The sequence below is a fragment of the Mesonia sp. HuA40 genome (assembly GCF_008017835.1).
GTDB lineage: Bacteria > Bacteroidota > Bacteroidia > Flavobacteriales > Flavobacteriaceae > Mesonia.
The window spans coordinates 54,299-75,146 of the sequence record NZ_VRLT01000063.1 but is presented as its reverse complement, the minus strand read 5'-3'; the positions used below and the strand labels follow the sequence as shown (position 1 = coordinate 75,146).

General features: G+C 33.1%; 25 protein-coding genes. 7 read left to right on the top strand and 18 right to left on the bottom strand.

The features are described 5' to 3' along the window. Window positions 1-634: 634 nt before the first annotated feature. From FT993_RS12620 to FT993_RS12225, 4 genes are all read right to left on the bottom strand, one after another. Window positions 635-847: a GIN domain-containing protein gene (locus FT993_RS12620; protein ID WP_370450903.1), complete on the bottom strand. Its 213-nt coding sequence runs from the start codon at window positions 845-847 to the stop codon at window positions 635-637. Between the two features lie 128 nt (window positions 848-975). Further along, a complete protein-coding gene (locus FT993_RS12235) occupies window positions 976-1,206 on the bottom strand; it encodes a GIN domain-containing protein (RefSeq protein WP_147862848.1) in 231 nt (76 codons plus the stop codon). Between the two features lie 93 nt (window positions 1,207-1,299). Next, window positions 1,300-2,919 carry a PspC domain-containing protein gene (locus FT993_RS12230; protein ID WP_147862847.1) on the bottom strand — a complete coding sequence of 540 codons (1,620 nt, stop codon included), beginning with the start codon at window positions 2,917-2,919 and terminating at the stop codon, window positions 1,300-1,302. After that, window positions 2,912-3,253 carry a PadR family transcriptional regulator gene (locus FT993_RS12225; RefSeq protein ID WP_147862846.1) on the bottom strand — a complete coding sequence of 114 codons (342 nt, stop codon included), beginning with the start codon at window positions 3,251-3,253 and terminating at the stop codon, window positions 2,912-2,914. The genes FT993_RS12230 and FT993_RS12225 overlap by 8 nt, the downstream gene beginning before the upstream one ends. 150 nt (window positions 3,254-3,403) lie before the next feature. On the opposite strand from FT993_RS12225, the gene FT993_RS12220 reads away from it, so the two are divergent. Next, on the top strand, window positions 3,404-3,856 hold the full coding sequence (locus FT993_RS12220; RefSeq protein ID WP_147862845.1) for a DUF4442 domain-containing protein: 453 nt from the start codon (window positions 3,404-3,406) through the stop codon (window positions 3,854-3,856). A 109-nt stretch (window positions 3,857-3,965) separates the two neighbouring features. Then, window positions 3,966-4,160 carry a hypothetical protein gene (locus FT993_RS12215; protein ID WP_147862844.1) on the top strand — a complete coding sequence of 65 codons (195 nt, stop codon included), beginning with the start codon at window positions 3,966-3,968 and terminating at the stop codon, window positions 4,158-4,160. Between the two features lie 51 nt (window positions 4,161-4,211). On the opposite strand, the gene FT993_RS12210 is transcribed toward FT993_RS12215, so the two are convergent. From FT993_RS12210 to FT993_RS12180, 7 genes are all read right to left on the bottom strand, one after another. Then, window positions 4,212-5,153: a LysR substrate-binding domain-containing protein gene (locus FT993_RS12210; RefSeq protein ID WP_147862843.1), complete on the bottom strand. Its 942-nt coding sequence runs from the start codon at window positions 5,151-5,153 to the stop codon at window positions 4,212-4,214. Window positions 5,154-5,250: 97 nt separating this feature from the next. Then, complete coding sequence (locus FT993_RS12205) at window positions 5,251-6,447, bottom strand: DUF58 domain-containing protein (protein ID WP_255504505.1); 1,197 nt, start codon at window positions 6,445-6,447, stop codon at window positions 5,251-5,253. Window positions 6,448-6,585: 138 nt separating this feature from the next. Further along, the gene (locus FT993_RS12200) at window positions 6,586-7,587 is read right to left on the bottom strand and encodes a MoxR family ATPase (RefSeq protein ID WP_147862841.1); all 1,002 of its coding nucleotides are present in this window, start codon (window positions 7,585-7,587) and stop codon (window positions 6,586-6,588) included. Further along, window positions 7,559-8,785 (bottom strand): DUF4350 domain-containing protein, encoded by a 1,227-nt coding sequence (locus FT993_RS12195; RefSeq protein WP_147862840.1) that lies wholly within the window; start codon window positions 8,783-8,785, stop codon window positions 7,559-7,561. The genes FT993_RS12200 and FT993_RS12195 overlap by 29 nt, the downstream gene beginning before the upstream one ends. Continuing rightward, window positions 8,775-9,578: a DUF4129 domain-containing protein gene (locus tag FT993_RS12190; protein ID WP_147862839.1), complete on the bottom strand. Its 804-nt coding sequence runs from the start codon at window positions 9,576-9,578 to the stop codon at window positions 8,775-8,777. The genes FT993_RS12195 and FT993_RS12190 overlap by 11 nt, the downstream gene beginning before the upstream one ends. Before the next feature lie 9 nt (window positions 9,579-9,587). Next, complete coding sequence (locus FT993_RS12185) at window positions 9,588-10,475, bottom strand: hypothetical protein (RefSeq protein ID WP_147862838.1); 888 nt, start codon at window positions 10,473-10,475, stop codon at window positions 9,588-9,590. Continuing rightward, on the bottom strand, window positions 10,447-11,433 hold the full coding sequence (locus FT993_RS12180) for a stage II sporulation protein M (RefSeq protein WP_147862837.1): 987 nt from the start codon (window positions 11,431-11,433) through the stop codon (window positions 10,447-10,449). Before FT993_RS12180 ends, FT993_RS12185 begins: the two co-directional genes overlap by 29 nt. Window positions 11,434-11,465: 32 nt before the next feature. Between FT993_RS12180 and FT993_RS12175 the strand changes: the two genes are divergently transcribed. Further along, entirely contained in the window at window positions 11,466-12,179 is a 714-nt protein-coding gene (locus FT993_RS12175; RefSeq protein WP_147862836.1) for an RDD family protein, read from the top strand. A 1-nt stretch (window position 12,180) separates the two neighbouring features. Beyond that, complete coding sequence (locus FT993_RS12170) at window positions 12,181-12,801, top strand: trimeric intracellular cation channel family protein (RefSeq protein WP_147862835.1); 621 nt, start codon at window positions 12,181-12,183, stop codon at window positions 12,799-12,801. Here the strand turns inward: FT993_RS12170 and FT993_RS12165 are convergent. Beyond that, complete coding sequence (locus FT993_RS12165; protein WP_147862834.1) at window positions 12,798-13,541, bottom strand: peptidylprolyl isomerase; 744 nt, start codon at window positions 13,539-13,541, stop codon at window positions 12,798-12,800. The genes FT993_RS12170 and FT993_RS12165 overlap by 4 nt on opposite strands. Here FT993_RS12165 and FT993_RS12160 point away from each other — a divergent pair. Beyond that, complete coding sequence (locus FT993_RS12160) at window positions 13,535-14,176, top strand: CoA pyrophosphatase (protein ID WP_147862833.1); 642 nt, start codon at window positions 13,535-13,537, stop codon at window positions 14,174-14,176. The genes FT993_RS12165 and FT993_RS12160 overlap by 7 nt on opposite strands. Before the next feature lie 46 nt (window positions 14,177-14,222). Beyond that, entirely contained in the window at window positions 14,223-15,038 is an 816-nt protein-coding gene (locus FT993_RS12155; RefSeq protein WP_147862832.1) for a 1-acyl-sn-glycerol-3-phosphate acyltransferase, read from the top strand. Window positions 15,039-15,150: 112 nt separating this feature from the next. Here FT993_RS12155 and FT993_RS12150 read toward each other — a convergent pair whose 3' ends face one another. After that, complete coding sequence (locus FT993_RS12150) at window positions 15,151-15,771, bottom strand: hypothetical protein (protein ID WP_147862831.1); 621 nt, start codon at window positions 15,769-15,771, stop codon at window positions 15,151-15,153. A 1-nt stretch (window position 15,772) separates the two neighbouring features. Then, window positions 15,773-16,267 (bottom strand): RNA polymerase sigma factor, encoded by a 495-nt coding sequence (locus FT993_RS12145; RefSeq protein ID WP_147862830.1) that lies wholly within the window; start codon window positions 16,265-16,267, stop codon window positions 15,773-15,775. Between the two features lie 122 nt (window positions 16,268-16,389). On the opposite strand from FT993_RS12145, the gene FT993_RS12140 reads away from it, so the two are divergent. After that, on the top strand, window positions 16,390-17,670 hold the full coding sequence (locus tag FT993_RS12140) for an NAD(P)/FAD-dependent oxidoreductase (protein WP_147862829.1): 1,281 nt from the start codon (window positions 16,390-16,392) through the stop codon (window positions 17,668-17,670). 9 nt (window positions 17,671-17,679) lie between these two features. Here the strand turns inward: FT993_RS12140 and FT993_RS12135 are convergent, their stop codons facing one another. From FT993_RS12135 to FT993_RS12120, 4 genes are all read right to left on the bottom strand, one after another. Beyond that, on the bottom strand, window positions 17,680-18,087 hold the full coding sequence (locus tag FT993_RS12135) for a hypothetical protein (protein WP_147862828.1): 408 nt from the start codon (window positions 18,085-18,087) through the stop codon (window positions 17,680-17,682). Window positions 18,088-18,090: 3 nt separating this feature from the next. Further along, the gene (locus FT993_RS12130) at window positions 18,091-18,630 is read right to left on the bottom strand and encodes a hypothetical protein (RefSeq protein ID WP_147862827.1); all 540 of its coding nucleotides are present in this window, start codon (window positions 18,628-18,630) and stop codon (window positions 18,091-18,093) included. A gap of 70 nt (window positions 18,631-18,700) precedes the next feature. Then, a complete protein-coding gene (locus tag FT993_RS12125) occupies window positions 18,701-19,888 on the bottom strand; it encodes an LETM1-related biofilm-associated protein (protein WP_147862826.1) in 1,188 nt (395 codons plus the stop codon). 93 nt (window positions 19,889-19,981) lie between these two features. After that, the gene (locus tag FT993_RS12120) at window positions 19,982-20,797 is read right to left on the bottom strand and encodes a hypothetical protein (protein ID WP_147862825.1); all 816 of its coding nucleotides are present in this window, start codon (window positions 20,795-20,797) and stop codon (window positions 19,982-19,984) included. Window positions 20,798-20,848 lie beyond the last annotated feature (51 nt).

Sequence of the window (20,848 nt, the reverse complement as noted above, 5' to 3'; positions counted from 1 at the left end):
TTCCGAACAGAGAAGTTAAGCTCGTTAGCGCAGATGGTACTGCTATTTTGTGGGAGAGTATGTCGCCGCCTTTTTTTGAAAGCACTTATCGAAAGATAGGTGCTTTTTTTGTTTATAAGAGTGGGTAGTTCCCAAATTGTTTTAAGTTTTAGGAGTTCCTATCTACTGCTTTTCTTGCTGCAACTTATAGGCTTGTACTTAAAGCTGGTTATTGAATATGTCGCCTCCTTTTTTTTAAAGCACTTAAAAACCACTTAGGCAAAAGGGATAATTCGTTAGCCAGGAGATATGAATCATTTTTTTGCTAGCATCCAAAATAGTAGGAAACACGGCTAAATAGAAGCATAAGTTGGTTGTTTTGGTCCGCGGTGTTGTATCTTATCAATAGCCACTAAGTAATATGATGAGAATACCAACTTGCGTTAGGGTTAGAGCGGCCTGTTTAAGCTCTTGCGAGGCCTATGCCCGCAAAGCGAGTAGCGATAGCCCGACCTTTTTTAATAAAAAGGGAACGCCATAATCAAGAATCACTAATAATTAATAAGCTGGCTGATTATTACACTTAAAAAGTTTTATTGCATAAAAAAAATCTGCATCAGCAGATTTTTAATTTATATAATGTTAGTGATGTATTTCAATTGGTGGCAGTTATATTTCCCCCATTTGAAGCTTTTGCTTCTAAACTGTTATCTACTTGTATACGGATATTTGCTGTTGAGCTTGCTTCTATTTTAGCTGTTTTGGTATTTAATTTCTTTGCGTTGCCATTTGAACTGCTACTCGCAATGCAATTTAAGAAAGTTGCGCTTCCATTTAGGTTGGCATTTGCACCACTACTTAATCCCAGGTTTAAACCATCTGTTTTAATTTGGGCTTTAAGGATCCGCTAGCTAAGGAAAGGTTTAATTTAGTATTATTTATGGAACTAGGATTAAAGGATAATTTTACCCCGCTACCTGTTTCAATTTTCCCTAATTATTTATTGTGGAAGATGGTGATCTCTTTTTTGTCGGTACGACCAATATTATTTTTAGCAACTATTTTTAGGCTATTTTCCTCAAATTTGTAGATGAGCAGGTCAATTAAATTTTGGTTGGATATAATTTTAATTGCGTTTTTATCCGCTTTTTTTAAAATAATCTTCCAGCCATTGGCAAGCTTTAGGCTTTTAAAATCTTTTTTTAATTCAATAGTTTTTTCATCCACTGCACCCTCTCCCGTCACTCCGGTTTTGAAATCACATGAATTGCATAAAGAGAGACCTAGGATGAGGGCGATGTAAATAATATTTTATAATTTTTAGTTATTTAGGTTTGGATTGGTTATGGAATCTTTCAAATTGTTATTTAAATTTTTAATATTCTTATCACAATTCAAGCATATTAATTGGTTATCAATTAATCTTAAAAATTTTTCTTCTTCTCCAGATTGCAATAAATCATTTTTCCAAGTAGGATTTAGATGAAAGCTTTTAGTAGATTTATCTGCAAACAAAACCATATTTTCTGGTATTAAAAGATGCACTTCTATTTTTTGTTGTGCGTGTTTTTCGGCTAGTTCTGTGGTGAAGAAGCTGTCTAGGTACAATTGTTTTTCGCTTAGGCTTAAATTGTAATGTATGGCTTTTGCTTTTTCAATTGCTTTTAAGTGATTTGTCGCATTTGCTTTTTTTAGAATTTTTACTTTCGGTAGACTGTCATGGGACTTTTTAACGATTAGGTTAATGTCTTTAGAAAAGATAAAGCGATCACCTTCATTATTTGTTTTTATTTCTAAACCGCGCTTACGTTGGATGCTTTCAGTTAAAAAGGGATGACCTTTCATGGTGAGATACAAAGTATCTGAAGGTTTAAGATTTAAGTTTTTAGTTGTTATGTACTCTTGACTAATAACTTGCTTGCTTATCTGTCTAAGCCCTAAAAAAACTGCCGTGAAAATTGCTATTACCCAAAGTAATAATAAACCATATTTTGTTGTTTTACTAACATTTGTATCTTGTTTTCGGCATATTTTTATTCCTAATAGGAGTAGAACAATTAAAGGGATTGCAATTATTATGTAAAGTGTTAAGCCGGCAATCCAGAAGGGGAGACCAATATCGACCATTTCAATATAGGAGAACCATTGTGCATCTTGAAACCCAAAGGCCAAAAAACTAATAAGGGTAAAAGTTAATGCAATTAATCCTAAACTAGTAAGGGTTATTAAAATGTACCCTAGTATTTGGACTAAAATTCTAAAAGTATTTTTTATACCTAAGCTAAGCTTTTCAAAAAAAAGACTGCTTTTTCTTCGCGCTTTAGTACTTAAGTTCTTGTAATCAACATCCTTTAGTTTATCAGAGACCTGATGAAATTTTTCTTTCACTTGTTTTTCAATGTTGCTTATGTTTACCTGTTCACCAATCATATGTAAACGTTGTGTAGCCGATTTAGCCTCGGGAATAAAAATCCATAATGCAATATAAACCAAGACCACAGTACCAAAAGAAGCTATGGCCAGTGCAATGAAAAGTAATCTGAACCAAATAGCATCTATTTTAAAGTAATGCTCAAGTCCTGAACAAATACCCCCTACGTATCCGTTTATGGTGTCTCTAAACAATTTTTTTATAGGTTTTTTGGTAGATTGAGTTGGTTGTTGGTGTTCTTCAGATTCAATTTTGTAATCTTCAGGTTGCCCCATAATCTTGATAATTTTTTCAATATCATCAACACTAATTATTTGACCATTTGACTTTTGATTTTCGATAAGTAATTCAGCGATACGGTTTTCAATATCACTCATTATTTCTTCACATCCAGGAGTGTTTTTAAAAGAACTTCTTATATTATCGAGATAGTTTTTTAAGATTAAGTAAGCAGGCTCGTCGATATGAAATAAGATTCCGCCTAAGTTTATGTTGATGGTTTTATTCATGGCTATTGTTTTTGTTTGTAATTGTATTTACCGCTTTTTGTAGGTTATCCCAAGTAGAGGCTAATTCTTCGAGAAATACAGCTCCTTTTGTTGTAAGAATGTAATATTTTCTTGGAGGGCCACCCGTCGACTCCTCCCAGCGATAGGTTAACAAATCGGCATTTTTTAACCGATTGAGTAATGGGTAAATTGTACCCTCTACTACAATTAGTTGTGCTGTTTTTAGGTTTTCTAGAATTTCTGCTACGTAAGAATCTCTTTCTTTTAAAATGGATAAAATGCAGTATTCAAGAACCCCTTTGCGCATTTGGGCCTTGGTGTTTTCAATTTTCATAATCTAAATCTCTTATTCTCATTAAAATTTCATGTTTGATGCAATGCAAATATATATATAAAAGATAGTAGTTTGCAATACAAGGTAGTAAAATTAACATTTAGTTAAAGGATTAATTAGGAGATATTTCACTATTTTCGACAAAAGAAAATGATGCTTACCTCTAAAAAAATTAACTTTTATACATTTTTTAAGTTGCCTGCCGCTTGGTGGTCTGGGGTTCGAGTGACCACGCTCACCTCTAAAACTTGTGAAACCTATGTGCGGTATAGTTGGCGAAATCAAAATCCATTTAAGTCGATGTATTTTGCCGTTCAAGCAATGGCGGCAGAATTGAGCACAGGTGCATTAATATTAAAACAGCTAGAAGAAAAAGAATTAAAAGTTAGCATGCTAGTTCTAGGTATGAAATCAAAATATTTTAAGAAAGCGGTAGGTAAAATAAAGTTTAGTTGCCTTGATGGTGATAAAATAGGCCATAGTTTGTTAGAATTAAATACAAAAAAATCTATTTGTACGTGCATTCTAACGGCCAATGGTTATGATGAAGAGGGAGATTTGGTGGCTAACTTCGAATTTGAGTGGACTTTTAAATTAAAATAAATTCTTGCATTGGCTAGTGGTTTTGGGATAATTTGTTTATCTTTAATTTAAATCTCTAAACAATCAAGCCTATTGATGATATTTTTACTTGTCTTTAAAAAGTTATATCATGTCTAAATCCATGTTTGATTATACAAAAATGATCTTGAATAAGGTTAGCTTTGATCCGGTGCTTTTTTGTAAAGAAGTACAAAAAGCTGTTTCTAGATTATTACCTCATGAAATAGAGGAGCTAAGAAATTTTATTTTGCGCATCGCCTTGCAAAAACCAGAATTAAAACAATCTTTAATCTACTTAGATTAGTAGGTTGGAATAAACTGTAATAGATTGCCTAGAAAAGCAATTTATTACAGTTTATTTTTTATGTATGGGACTAATAATCTTAACATCTTGAAATTGTATTGCTCCTTTAATGATACCACTTATTACTTGTTGTAAAGCATCAATTATTTGCATTTTTAATTCACTTTTATAGTAAATTAAGCTAATGGCTCTTACGGGAACGGGTTCTTTAAACATTTTTAGATTATCTTTTTCAGATTCACGAAGTTTTAAACTATGCAGGTAGGGAATTAGCGTCATTCCTAAGCCTTCATTGGCTAGACTGATTAAAGTTTCGAAACTCCCGCTTTGTAGTTGGTAGTTTTTCAGATCATTTCGTTGTGAAGTTTTGCACAGATTTAAAACACTTTCTTTAAAACAATGACCGTCTTCGAGTAATAAAACGTCATCTATATCTAATTGATTGGCTAAAATATTTTCGTGTTCATGTATTTTATGATCTTTGGGTGCATAAGCCACAAACGGTTCGTAATATAAAACACGTTCGATTATATTTTCTTGCTCTAGGGGGGTGGCTGCAATTGCTGCATCTAAATGGCCATCTTTTAATTTCTTTATTATAGCCGATGTGTGTAATTCTTCAATTTTTAATTTTAATTTACTGTATTTTTTTGTAAAAGTCTTTAAAAACATAGGCAATAGCGTTGGGGTAACTGTAGGAATAACACCAAGCCTAAATTCACCGCCTATAAAACCTTTTTGCTGATCTACAATATCTTGAATACGATCACTTTCATTGACAATATTTCTAGCTTGTTGAACGATTTTTTTTCCCACTTCGGTTAGCTCAATGGGTTTCTTGCTACGGTCAAATATTTGAACTTCGAGTTCTTCTTCTAATTTTTGAATCTGCATACTTAAAGTAGGCTGCGTCACAAAAACTTTTTGTGCCGCTTTAGTGAAATTTTTATGTTCGGCTACTGCCAAAACATAATGAAGTTGGGTAATTGTCATAGCAAGTATATTAGTTTACTAGTCAAAATCTATAAAAAAAATCTATAAATAACAAATTTAATATTTTTAACTCTTATAGATGTAGTTTCTGTTATTTTTATAACAAATGTTTGGCTTTGATTTCTAAATACTTGTTGATGGTATTAATGTTTAAGTTCTTTGGATTAGTTAAAATACATTGAATCCCGTGCTTGCTTAATTCAATTTGCATTTGCTTTTTCTCTTGAACAAATTGAGCAGCAATGGTTTGTTCATAAATTTCTCCTAAGTTGGAAGCTCTGTATTCTTTAAACTTCTCAAGTTCTGTATTATTAAAGAAGATAACTACCAAAACGTGCTTTTTGTTTAATGCTTTTAAATAGGGCAGTTGTCGTTCTAATGCAGAAATATGTTCAAAATTAGTATACAATAGCAATAAACTACGCTGACTTATTTTTTTAGACACGTGTGCGTAAAGTGCACTAAAATCACTATCACGAAAATTGGTGTTTATCCCATATAATCGTTCTAAAATTTGCTGTAACTGCTGTTTAGTTTTTTTTGCAGGTAAGCTAATCTTAACCTTATCTTCATAGGTAATTAAACCAACTTTATCCTTTTTCTTGAGTGCAATATTACTTAAGGCTAAGCTGCTGTTTATGGCATAGTCAAGTAATTGTAAACCACTAAAAGGCATTTTCATCACTCGACTTGTATCTATGACACAATAAATAGGCTGTGATTTTTCATCCTGGTATTGGTTTACCATTATTTGTTCTTGCTTGGCAGTAGCTTTCCAATTAATACTTCGAATATCGTCACCAATTACATATTCCTTTATTTGTTCAAATTCAAGGGTATGACCAATACGCCTAATTTTTTTAAGTCCTAAATGGGCATACTTACTTTGTAACGCAATAAAATCATATTTTTTCATCTGTTGAATAGAGGGGTAGACCTTAACCGTTTGATTTTGGGCGAACCGAAATCTTTTTTTGATTAAGCCAATAGGACTAACTACAAAAATATTTATAGCTCCAAATTTATACACACCTCTTTGCGTTGGTAATAAACTATAATTTAAAAAAACGTGTTCTTTGGGGCCGATTTCTACTTGTTCATAAAAGTCTCTTTTCTGAAACTGAAAGGGTATCTCATCTATAACCGATATATTTATTTTAAAACTGTAAAGACTTTTTATTTTTATCTGCACTTTATTTATGTCGCCATTTGACAATTTATCGCTAAGTAGTCTTTTAGCTTCAATAGAATTATGACCTTGATAATGCAATAACCCATCAGTTAATACAATCAAGAAAAAAGCTAAAGTGAATAACCAGGTTATAGGATACAGAATGCTAATCCAATAGCTTATAAAAAAGCAGAAGACCAAACAAATAATAATATAAAAAAAGCGGTTGCTTAAATACAAAGCGCCAAAGAACTCACGCATTTACCTGGGTATTTCTGTTGATTGTACAATCATGTCTATTACATGCTTGGGAGAAAGCCCTTCCATTTCTCGTTCTGGCATTAAAATTATACGATGTCCTAGCACAGGCTCTAAAACACGTTTTACATCTTCGGGCATTACAAAATCTCGGTTTTGAATGGCCGCTAAAGCCTTTGAAGCTTGCATAATGGCTAATGATGCTCTAGGAGATGCCCCTAAAAACAAATGACTATGGCTGCGCGTCTTGTGAACAATTTCAGCGATATATTTAATAATTTTTGTCTCAAGTTTTATTTCCTGTAGTTGTGTTTTTAAATTGCTTAAAACCTGAGGATTAAGTACTGGTTTAATAAGCGTTTCTGGCAGTTTTTCTTTGCGGATATGATGGCTTTCAATAATCTTGATTTCGTCTTCTAAACTAGGGTAATCTACCTTTATTTTGAATAAAAACCGATCTAATTGTGCCTCAGGTAATGCGTAGGTTCCTTCTTGTTCTACAGGATTTTGAGTAGCTAAAACCATGAACGGATGTGTTAATTCATACACGTTACCATCCATACTTACCTGTCTCTCCTCCATAACCTCAAAAAGGGCGGCCTGGGTTTTAGCAGGTGCTCTATTAATTTCATCAATTAGTACGATATTTGAAAAAATGGGCCCTTGTTTAAACTCAAAAGCATCGCGCTTGGCATTTAAAATTGAGGTACCCAGTACATCACTAGGCATTAAATCTGGAGTAAACTGAATTCGACTGAAATTAGTATTTATTGTTCTGGCGAATAATTTAGCGGTAATAGTTTTTGCAATACCAGGTACACCTTCAATTAAAATATGCCCATTGGCTAATAAACCAACAATTAATAGCTCAATAAAATCTTCTTGACCAACGATTACTTGATTAAGTTGAGTTTTAATTGCTTTTACCGAATCATTTAAATCTTCAAGCGGTATACGCGAATTGAAATCTAATGCTTTATTCTCTATGCTTTTGTTCTCTTCCATGATAATTCAATTTAAAATAATAGATTAGTTTGTATACTTTTTCGAGTTCCCCTGCGCTGCATACACTTTGATTTTTATAGATGTTTAAACGATTAATTAAATGTTGACATTCTTCCATACTGGTGCCTGTTTTGGCCGCCATCTGCTCTAGATTTGGGCTATCTACGGCTTTGAAGATAATGTGCAATTCTTCTCGTAACCAAGAGTAGAAGAAATTGATTTGTTTTCTTACAATTTGCTGATGTTCTTGCTTTTCTAAATATATACCTGCAATGGTTTTTGTATAATCATAGGTTTGATTGGATAAAACTGGTAAAATAGGTATACTTCTTTGTGTACGTTTACCTTTAAAAATAACAAATAATATAAGACCTAATAGTATAAAATAATAGCTCCACTTTAAATGTTTATTTTCTAAAAACACGTAGAGTAAAGAAGTGTTAGCAATGGTTTTGTTTGTAGAATAGTGGTTATCCCAATAAAGCTTATTTTTTAAATTTAAATGTGTTAGAATCGAATTGGTATAGTGAAGGTTTTCTTTTTTATTCAATAAAAAATAGTTGGTAAAAACTTGGGGTGCTAAATGAATGAGCAACTTACCTTTTTCATGCTTTATAGCTATAAAATTTACAAACCGTTTGGATTCCTGACTTTCATAGTAGGCTTTTCCTAATACTTTATAAGTTAATGAATCGGGTTTTGAAAAATACCGAATAGGGGAATCCCGATTAAATTGGGCAAAACTTTTAATATCTTGCTGCTTGGTAGTTTCGTAGCGAGGATAGTGTAGAATACCATCTGATTTTATTTCACTTTTTATTTTTAAATCTAAAGTGTCTAAAAAACCCTTACCAAAATTATAAGCGCTTAAAAATGCAGTATTGCCCTTTGCTACCCAATTTAATAGTTTATTGGTTTCTGCTTTTTCAAATGGTAAGCCATTGGCAATATAAATGATTTGTTCTTGTTTCGATTCTTTAGCTTGTAAAAATTCAAATACTGAAGTATTGACCTCTTCAAACGTATCAGCTTGATTCTTTAATTCGTGGTAAATTATAAAGGTACCAAAAGGTATCTTATCTAACTTAGAAAAGGTTGAAGCCCAGTTTACAGGTGGCTTTTTAGTGCTTTCTAAAAAAATTAAAACGCTTAGTATAACCAGTAAACTAACCAGAAGTGTTTTATCTTTATTTTTCATCTTCTAGTGGTTTTAAATATTCTAAAATGGCCTTAAAAGTAGCCTCAGCTTTACGGAATTGCTCAAGATTTATTTTGAAGTTTCCATACCAGATATAATCATATAAGCGAGTAACTTCTTTAAATTGGGCGTGTAAGTTTTTATTGTGTTTTAAAGAAATTAAATAGTCTTCGTTGGTTTTATCTGGGCTGTAGGTAATTAATTTACTTTCTTGTAATTCTTTTAAAGTTTTTAAGTAATAGTAGCGAGTAGCTAGTCTGTAATTTTTATTTAGAATAGCCTCTTTAATTCGGTTAAGTATAGTGTTGCTTTTAATTATTTCCTCTTCACTTTCAAAAATAATTTCAGATTTATTTTCGGCCTTAAACCAGTATTTTCCCGGATTTAATTTGTAAAACAACCAAATGATAAGACCCAACAGGCCGCCCCCAATCAATAATGGATATATTCGAATCAAAACACCCATTATACCTTGAGCACTTTCCTCACCAAATAACCATTTAAAAAAGCGAATAAGAAGTCCGTTAAACCAGCGTTCAATTTTACTCCATACATCGAGATCTTCTTGACTTTCGCTGTAGTCAAAAGATTTATCTTTTTTATACTGTTCAAGTCTTAAACTATCTATTACTGCATATTTTTTGTTTTTTTGATTAATTCCGCCTTGAGCTAAAACAATTAGCGATTTACTATACGAATAACTAGTTAGAAATCTTTCGTTTGCACGGATTTCTATATTAGTGAGTATAATTATACTTAATATGAGATATAAATGCTTTAGTTTATAGGGCATTTAGAAATTTTAAAGTTGATTGATTTTGTCTAAGGTTCCAGTTTGGTGCTTACGCTCATTCAAATTAAAATAAACAAAAACCACACATATTATTTGTAAAGCATAAAAAAGATATTGAGCTGTACTACTTATTAAATTCAGTGCGATATAAACGGTATCAACCAAAGTTGTAGGATCACTAATACTTGCCGTTTTGTTAATCAATAGGGTTTTTACAACGGTATAAATGATAAGCGGTAATTGGAAAACAAAATTCATAAAATAGACTAAAATGGCCATAACAAAAAGGGCTAAAAAAGAATTCCACCAATTGTCTTTAATCAAAGAGAAACAACTACTAAAAGCTTCTCCTATTTCTCTTTCTTGAAAAGTATATACAGAAAATATAAGCGATAGTGGTACGGCTAAATAAATTCCTGGAATAATACAAGCTATAAAACCAACAAATATTGTTAAACCGATAATAATCTGCATACCCAAGAAGCTAAGCCAATTTTGATGCACATTTTGTTTAATATTGTCTAGATCTACTTGACCATCGTGGGCTATGTACGATTTGATATAATAGTTGATAGTGGCGGTAAAGAAAGCATAGAAAACCAAGCTACTCACCAGCAATAAAAGTCCAGATAAAATAAGACCTCCAGTTAGGCCATTAGCATTTATAAGACTCATTCCAGTAGTGCTATTACTCGCAAGATCTCCTAGGCTAAAATCGCCAGCTTCGTATACATAATACCCCGTTACGGCTAAGAGTAAAATGAAAAATGGACCACAAATTTGCCAAATTGCCTTAAAAAGTGATTTAAAGTTGTTACGTACAAAAGAGAATGTGTCACTTAGTATTTCACCAATTTCTCGGCTTTTTTTAAATTGGGTAACGGGTTTTGTTTGCATTTTTGTTTTGTTTTTTATTTAGTTGAATGGGATAAATAATGTAATAGTAGAAAATAAGCGCAAGCGAGCCTAAAATTATGAATAGCGCCAAAGCATCTGGCATTTGGGTTTGCCTGGTTACAAAGCCTTCTAAAAATCCGGCAATTATAAAAAAGGGTATTGTACTAATAACAATTTTAACTCCTTCTTTAATTCCAAATATAAACGATTGTAGCCGGGTGTAAGTTTTGGGAAATAAAATGCTTTTTCCAACTACCAGTCCGGCACAACCGGCAATTATAATCACGGCTATTTCTATGGTACCGTGTATCCAAATGGTCCTAGCCGACTCCCATAAAAGGCCCTTATCGTAAAAGAAATATTGAAATGAACCAAGCATTAGAGCATTCTGAGCCAAGACAAACAAAGTGCCTATTCCTAATAAAATGCCTAAAGAAAAAGCCATTAAACCCACTCGTATATTATTTAAGGTGATTCCTACAAACATATCTACTTCATTCATCTTTTTGTAGACTGCCATAGGGTCTTCATTCTCTATATTTTCTAAAGTCATATTCACATAAGCATCTCCTAAAACTGCGCGTACAAATGCACCATCTTCAGCTGCTGAATATGCACCAATTAGACAAAACATAAGAAAAAATAAAAATGTAAAAAGTAAACTACTGTGGTGCTTTTTAAAAGATAAAGGGAATTCTTTTAAATAAAAAGAAAAAATACGACCACGAGACTCTTTTTTTGTCTTGTATATTTTTTGATGTGCTTTTATAGATAGCTCATTCAGATAGGTTAGTGTGTTACTATTTGGGTAAAAAGTTTGCGCATAACTCAGATGATCGGTTACCTCCATATACAAGGCAGAAAGTTCATCTGGAGAAATAACCTCTTTATTATCAATAACATTTTCAAATGTTAACCATTTGTCTTTATTTTGTTTTATGAAGGCCGCTTCTCGCATAATTTGTTTTATGTCTCAAAGTAACATATTTAATGGATAATTATCAAATTCAAACCGCTCAAAATGTAACCATCAATCAAAATCTCGCCAATCTGGGAGAGCGGTGCTTAGCCTATTTTATAGATTACTTGATTCTTGTAGCCTATGGTATTCTTACTTACTTGTTGCTAAGCTATATTGGTATAGGCTTCGATTATATGTGGGCCTATATGGCTGTTATCGGCTTGCCTGTTTTTCTGTATCACCTTCTACTTGAAACTTTCAATAACGGTCAATCTTTAGGTAAAATGGTTGCCCACATAAAAGTAGTAAAATTAGATGGGAGTGCACCAAGGTTTATAGATTTTCTAATTCGTTGGCTTTTGCGAATAATCGACTTTTCATTGACCAGTGGTGGCCTTGCCATTTTTTGTTTTTTGTTAAATAAAAAAGGACAACGGTTAGGAGATATGGCAGCAAAAACTACCGTTATTTCAGAGCGAAAGCGAGTAAACGCACAACAATTAGTTTATCATAATGTGCCAGACACTCATGAAGTGAAATATCCAGAGGTGAGTTTATTAAACGATAAGCAGATGCAAGAAATTGGCCGAATCTTTCGAACGGCCGAAGTAAATATGCAAGATCAAGTTTTAGAGGCTTTAAGCAAAAAAACAGCACAATTAATGGGGGTTACTCCTAATGAAAGTCCTAGTGTTTTTCTAGCCCAAGTAATTAAAGATTATCAATATTTTACACAGGGTTAGTATGGATTTTCAACTTTATTTAGATATTTTGGGTACTATTGCTTTTGCAATTTCGGGGGTGCTTACAGCTATGAGAAAACGTATGGATGCGTTTGGCATATTTATAATTGCCTTTATTACGGCCGTAGGAGGGGGGACTCTGCGCGATATTCTAATTAAAGCGCCTATTGCCTGGATGCATAACCTTACTTATTTGTATGTAATTATAGCCAGTACGCTTTTTGCCGCTATATTTAGGTCTAAATTGGTATATTTTAGACGTTCTTTATTTCTCTTTGATACTATTGGTATAGGTCTTTATACCGTAATAGGTATGCAAAAAGCAATTATGCTAGAGTTGCCGGCTCCTATTTGTATAGCGGTGGGTACCATAAGTGCTTGTTTTGGTGGAGTGCTTCGAGATATTTTATGTAATGAAATCCCTATAATTTTTAGAAAAGAAATTTATGCAACTGCATGCATAGCAGGTGGTCTTGTTTACTTTGCATTAAATTATATAGGGGTATTGGTAAGTTTTAATGCTATAATCGCAGGTAGTGTTGTGATTGTAGTTCGTTTACTAGCCGTGATTTTTAAACTGCAATTGCCTTCTATATATCAAGCAGATGAAGCCAGTGATTAACGGATTACCTCTGCCTTAATGAAAATGTTTTTGATAGGCCATTCGCTTTGGTCAACTGGTACAGCAGCAATTTTATCGACTACCTGCATTCCTTCCACCACCTCGCCAAAAACCGTATGATCTTTATCTAAATGATGTGCGCCACGTTGGCTTTGTACTATAAAAAATTCAAAAGGAGAGGAAGCTTTACTTACATTTTGTTCACTATATTTCGCAGCAGAAAAAGCACCTCGTTTGTGGGTATACTTCTTTTTGATTTCGTTAGGAATTAAATAACTTCCAATCTTAGCCCTAAACTTATGCGTTTCTTGAAGATCGCTATTTCCTCCCTGAACCACAAAACCCTGGGCCACTCTATGAAAAAAACTAGAATTAAAATATCCTAATTTAACCAAACGAATAAAGTTAGCGCGGTGCAACGGGGTGTCGGCGTACAAATTTACCTTAATATCACCAAATTCTGTAGTAATTTTCACCAGTGTTTCAGGATTATTTGAGCCGTATTTTCTTAGAAATGGTTTCAGCTCTTCTTGTGATAAGGTTTTAATTTGATCTAGATCTACACTGATATTATTTCCACCTTTAGGTATTTCGACGGCTTTAAGCAAGCTATCTCTTTTAATCTGTTCGCGTTTTTCTTTACGGATTTGTTCCGTATCTTGTTCAACCGAAGTAGATTTATTTTTTTGACAAGCACAAAGAGATAAAATCAAGAAACTAAAAATAAGACGTAATGACATTTTCTATTTTTAAAGATTCAATTTCAAAAGTAAATAAAATTGAATTATTGGGTTGGGAGGCGCACGTTAAAATGATTCCAGACTTTAGAGAAAAAGAATTGAAAAGATATCCCGTAAAAAAAGAAAGCCACCGTGAAGCTGCTGTATTAATATTGTTTTACCCCGATCAAAATAACCAGACCAACTTGGTACTTATCTTACGCAAAACGTACAAGGGCGTACACTCGGCACAAGTAGGCTTTCCTGGTGGGCAAGTAGAACCTCATGACTCTTCTCTACAGGAGACTGCCTTGCGCGAAACCCAAGAAGAATTGGGTGTTTCTCCTAAAGATGTTGAAGTGATTAGTCGTTTAAGTCATTTGTACATCCCGCCTTCTAATTTTTGGGTGTACCCATTTTTAGGGATAACAAATAAAACACCCCAATTTGTAAAGCAAGAAACCGAAGTTGAAGATGTTATCGAGGTTAAACTGAGTGATTTCTTAAATGAAGACAATCAAATAAACGCTTCCATTCATACCAGTTATGCCAAAAATAAACAGGTTCCTGCTTATAGTTTAAACAACCATATAGTTTGGGGAGCTACGGCAATGATGCTGAGTGAGCTCAAGATGTTGATTAAAGCGAGTCTATAAACACTTCTTTTTGTATATTTGCCCCTTGTAAAATTGAGAAATCATTATGGGATTATTCAAGAAAAATCCTTTTGGACATATATTATTTTTAAAAAAATGGCTTATCCGTATAATGGGTGCCTTAACGCATAGCCGTTATCGCGGTTTCAATGAATTACAGATTGAAGGCTCAGAAATTATAAGGCAGTTGCCCGACACTAAGGTGCTTTTTGTTTCGAACCATCAAACATATTTTGCAGATGTTGTCGCTATGTTTCATGTTTTTAATGCTAGCTTAAGCGGAAGAGAAGACAACATAAAAAACATAGGCTACTTATGGAATCCAAAACTTAATCTTTATTATATTGCTGCCAAAGAGACAATGAAATCAGGAGTCTTGGCTAGAGTTTTGGCTTACGCCGGATCGATATCTGTAGAACGTACTTGGCGCGCAAAAGGAAAAGAGATTAATCGCCAAGTGAAAATGAGCGATATTACCAATATCGGGAAAGCGCTTGATGACGGATGGGTAATTACCTTTCCGCAAGGTACCACAAAACCTTGGAAACCTATTCGTAAAGGTACTGCTCATATTATTAGGAAATACCAACCCATTGTAGTGCCTATTGTGATAGATGGGTTTAGACGGTCTTTTGATAAAAAAGGTATTCGTATAAAAAAACGTAATATCTTGCAATCTATGGTAATAAAGCAACCATTAACGTTTGATTATGAAAACGATTCTGTAGAAGATATTATTCAAAAAATTCAAATGGCGATAGAGCAAGATCCTTCTTTTCTTAAAGTTATTCCAGAAGAAGAAATCAAAGCACAGGAAGAATTGAATGAAAAAAGGCGTTGGAGTTATAAAGAAACGGAATAAATAGTAGCTTTTTTATAGGGTTTAGGCACGGCAAACCATAAAGATTAGAATTTCTAATTTGAGCATTAAGCTATATATGATTAGCTATCAAAGCGCTACAATTTTATTTTTTTTATAAGTCTATTTTCTTTAGATTCTCATAATTACGTTTTAGCTTACGTAAAAGAATTCCGTAAAGTAAGGTATATACAATCCACACCAGTAATAATGCCACCCCAATAAATAAAATTCCTACTCCAATTACAATAAGCCCGTTAATTCCTGAAAGGTTTAAATCTGTTTCTGGCATGGGATATTTTAAGCTGAAGATAAAATACAATATACTACTAAGTCCAGTTGAGATAAGTATGTATATAATATAATAACGTACTGTCATTCTGGTACGTAAAATTTTCTTCATTAAAACTCGGGTACTATCCTGTGGGGTGATTTTTTTATAATTATGGTAAAATAAATAGATAAAAAATAGGGTTATTGTATAACTTACTACTAGCAGAATTTGCGTAACCGTTTTTAGATGCAGATGGGTTACCAATTGCCAGTATTCATCATCAACGAACCAAATACTTAGGGCGCAACTCAATAAAAACTCTACAATACTAATGATAAATATGGTGCGTATTAGGCTATTTGATCTTTTATAGACCATTTGCCTAAGCTCCTCAATTTTATACTGGGGTAAAGCCTTTTCTTGCTTTTTCCAATCTTTTTTTAATAATTCTAATTCTTTCATTCTAGCTGCTTAGCAAACTTTTTAATTTACGTTTAATACGTGTCATTTTTACACGAGCATTGACTTGACTCACCCCTAAGGTTTCGGCGATCTCTTTATAATCTTTTCCTTCTAGGTATAGCAGCACTAAAGCTTTATCGATATCATTTAATTCTTTAATCGCGGCATACATAAACTTGAGATTTTCTTCGGTCGTTGTGTCATATTCCTCAGCTTTAACTTTAAAACTAATTTCGGCTATATCCTGAGTAGCGATTATTTTTTTAGACTTTCTATAAAGGGTGATGGCCGTGTTTAGAGAAACGCGATACATCCAAGTGGTAAACTTTGAATCTCCTCTAAATTTTGGGTATGCCTTCCATAACTGTATGCTTATCTCTTGAAATAAATCTTTGTGTGAGGCTTCATCGTTTGTATACATCTTACATACTTTATGTACTATATTTTGATGCTTTTCTAGTTGCTTTAGAAATTCTTTTTCTTGAGCCTTGGTCACAGGTGCTTTTTATTTTGATTAGTCGGTTTAATGGGCTAAAAGTTACAGATAAAAATACTAATTTATAAATTCGCTAACATTCTAATTTTTAGGATGCTTTAAATTTGTGTAAATTGTAGAATATGATTGTACCTCAAACTAATTTACCTCGAGTGGTTGTTGTTGGCGGTGGTTTCGGCGGTTTACATTTGGTAAAAAAGCTAAGTAAAACCAAGAATTTTCAAATAGTAATGCTTGATAAGCACAATTACCATACTTTTCAGCCCCTACTATACCAAGTTTCAACCTCTGGGCTAGAACCAGACAGTATTGCCTATCCCCTACGAAAAACCATAATAAATACACCTAATACTTATTTTAGAATGGCGCAAGTAGAAACTATAGATGCACAACATAAAACTTTAAAAACGAGCATTGGTAGTATTGATTATGATTTTTTGGTTATTGCAACGGGCTCTAAAACCAATTACTTTGGAAACGAGAACATAGCAAAACACGCAATGTTTATGAAAACGGTACCGCAGGCCCTTAATATTCGTAGTTTGATTTTAGAGAATCTTGAACAAGCTATCATTACTTCAAACTTAGAGAAAAGAAAAAGTTTGCTCAATTTTGTTATTGTTGGAGGCGGTCCTACAGGTGTAGAATTATGCGGTGCTTTGGCAGAATTAAAACGCAGTGTCATTCCTAAAGATTACCCCGATATGAATATGGATGAGATGCAAATTCATTTGCTCGAAGGGGCAGATCGTGTTTTACCTCCTATGAGTAAAAAGGCTTCTAAAGATGCTCAAACTTTTTTAGAAAAATTAGGGGTTCAAATTCACCTTGAGACTTTAGTTAAAGATTATGATGGCAAACAAGTTATCACCAATAATTCGTTGCGCTTTGAGACAGATACTTTAATTTGGAGTGCAGGGGTTACGGGTAACCCAATAAAGGGTTTAGGCGAAGAGGTATTGGTAAAAGGGAATCGTTATAGGGTAAATCATTTTAATCAAATTGACGGCCACGAATCTATTTTTGCTATAGGAGATATTGCTCAAATGAATGCAGAGGGGTATGAAAATGGACATCCTATGGTAGCGCAACCAGCCATACAGCAGGGCGAGCACTTGGCGAACAACTTAGTGAATCTGGTTAAAGCCAAAACACTTATTCCGTTTAAATATAGAGATAAAGGTACCATGGCTACAATAGGAAGAAATAAGGCGGTTGTAGATTTAAAGAAAGGTAGTTTTAGTGGTTTCTTTGCTTGGTTTGTCTGGATGTTTGTACACCTATGGTTCTTAGTAGGTTTTAGGAACCGAATTGTTACCTTTTTTAACTGGGTTTACGCTTATATTTCTTTTGATAAGGCAGCCCGTCTTATAATTAGACCCTTTAAATCAGTAAAAAATTAAAGAGTATTATTATTTATCCCTTTTTAACACTAGTCGCTTTAAAACGGGTATCTTAATTAATCCGTAAAGGGCAATAGTTGTAATTGCAGCTGCTGTACCTAACCCACCACCAAAACCATTAAAAAAGCTACTTGCATTTAGGTATAAGATGCTAAAAATAAATCCGCATAAAGCGACTTGATAATATTTAGGTAAAACACGATAATTTACCATGCCAACAAAACTTGCTCCATAAAAGACCAAAGAGAGCTCATAGGCAATGGGGGCATTGTAACTATTTTCGGCTATAAGAGCAATAAGACCTACGGCCAAACTGGGTAGGGCCGAAGCTTTTATAACGTCTAGTTGGTGCTTGCGACTTAAATAGTAGGGCAGTAAAGCGCCAAAAATACTTGTGATAAAATAAAGTATTAGCATTTTTTAGGTGGTTAGAAAATTAATGAAAAGGGCGTAGGCTACCCCTGTAAAGGCTATTGTGCCGAGCTTTCCCCCAAAACCATTTAGCCAATTGCCAGATAAGCAAAAATACAAACCGCTTATAAAAGAAGCTAGGGCAATAAACACGTAGTCTTGCGATAAAGTGTTGCTACCCATACCTATGAACGAACCACAGTACATAGCCAATTTTAAGTTGTCTAGATCTAAATTTTTTACTGATTTAGTAGGTATAAAACTAATTAAACTACCTAAGCCAGCCGAGCTTACTACGGCTCCCAAACCCATTTCTATATTGAGAAAACTGGTTAATAATGCCGCTCCCATCAATCCGAAGATATTGGTAAAACTCATTAGAATAAAGGTTAATTTTCTTAGAAAAAAGTAGGCGTAGGCGAGGCCTATTAATAGGCAAAGAGCCAAACAAAATACTGCTGTAAACCAATTGTTGTTCTCATCGATTATAATATGGTAGAGAAACAGGTATTGGATTAAAAAAACACTTAATAAAGTAATTAAACTCATATTTTTCAACAGAGTTTTAAAAAAAATATTGGTTTGCTGTTGATGATGCAAGGTGATGGTTTTTATTGTATTAATTATCTATCCGATTTTCGTTAAATGCTGAAGGTAGTAATTGCGGAATAAACTTTATTAAAATGGGTAATAAAACGCTTCCTCCTGGTAAAATAAATATAGCTAAAGAAGGTACCGTTTTGCAAATATCTAACAATTGAGTTTTTACTTTTTTGCGTTCAGCTAAACTTAGTTCAGAATAAGTAGATTTGCCTAGCAGAGCAACTAACTCTTTACTCTCTGTAAGTTCTTGCAGAATTCTGCTTTTATTTCTTAATACTAACAGCTTTACCATTCTGTTTGTATTTTGGTATAAGTTGTTTAAGGCATTAGACTCTTGAAAGTAGCTTATTTTATCGCTAAATAAATTAAAAAAATCGTGCATCGCATTTAAAGCTTTATTAGTGTTGTGTTCACTTAAATTCAATTGGTGCCCCAATTTAAATAGGTAGCTTCTTTCATCGTTATCAATTTCTTCATCATTAAAAACCGTTACACAGGCTATATCCATTAAATATAGCTTTTCTATAAAATCATCTGTGAGGCGACCAGTAAAATTTTGTTTTTGGTTGAGGTCTAGTGCCAAAAAGCGAAATGAATTCTTTAAGGTTTCTAGCACTAAATGGTCATATTTGTTAGGATTGGTTTTGGCTTTAAATGAATTATATACTATTTCAGCGATTAATTTTTCAAAGTTTTTATAATAGTTGCTGGTGTTTTGTGGGTTGGTAAGGTATTCTTGAAAAGCCAACACATCAACAAATAAAAGAGCATTGGTAATTAATCTGCTTAAGTTTTTTTTGAAAACTGAATTATTTATTTGAATACGCTCTTGGATAATGCCCTCGATTTGGGATGCTGGATTGGTCTTAAACTTTAAAAAATGGAAATAACTTTTTGGAGTTTCATTGATAGTAGCATAAAAGCCAAGCAAATCCTCATAAAATGCTTGGTGAATTAAACGCTTCTTTTGATGAACATAAATATAGACTAAAGACTCTAATATATTGATTTTTGTTATTTCTTCACTACTAAAGTTAAGTTTATCACTTATAAAACCCGATAACGTTTTCAAATTATTAGCATATATAAATCCAGTGCTACGCAGTTTGATGTAAAACTGCTCTGGTGATTGTTTAAAAAAAGAATCGTTGTTTTCTAGATTGTGGAGATGCTTATTAATCCACCCATTCGCAGAAGGGTTCATACTTATGTTTTAACGTGATATTGTGTAAAAATAAAATAAAAAAGAAGGCTACTCCAAGAAGTAGCCCTCTTTTTAATTATCTAAGGATTAATATTACTCTTCAAGTATAATAGTCCTTTTTACAGGGTTATATGGGCTATCAACCATATTATTGTCTTTATCTAAAAAGTTTAGTTCTATTGTAGTTTCACCCATTTTTAAACCTTCAATAACATAAGGTACCCATTCAGTAATCATAAATTCTTGTCCGTTGATTTTAGCCTTTACTTTAAATCCATCTTCACTTAAATCTGCATTAGCCAAATAAAAATCAAGTAGAATGCGCTTGGTGTCCTTACCTGAATAAGTTCCTTTTGGTCGGCTATAAAACAAATGCGGTTTATCTACGTTGAAATCTAACTGGTTGTCTGAGGTAATTTCTCCTACTCTAATTTTCTTTAGTATAAACGCATCCTTATTTTTAACAGATTCGTGATAAGAACGTGATAAAAAGGCTAATACTGTATGTTCACCCGCTTCTAAATTTTTTGAAAACTGTTCTTCATAGTGGGCCGAGTACGGATTGTTATTTAAAATAAAATGTACGTGCTGTCCTTTTTTAGAGTTTGCAAGTCCTAAATCTTGAGCAGTTTCGGTAGTTACGCCTAATTCATAATTTTCGACTTTAAAAGAAAAAATATTATCTCCTGCTTTAAGGATATTTGTTTCAGGAATTTTCATTTGTAATTTAGCATCTTCAAATTTGGGTGAATTTTGAAGCTTAGTTAAATTAATATCATCCTTGACAACGGTAACTTGCTCTTCTTCATGAGGATTTTTTACTTCCTCATTTTTGTTCGTTTGATTTTCTTTGCATGAGTTAAATAAAATCAGCAAAATGAAATTGGTAATTAATATTGCATTTTTCATAATAGTACTTTTTTTATAAATTTATAAAGTAAGATGCAAACACTCAAGATA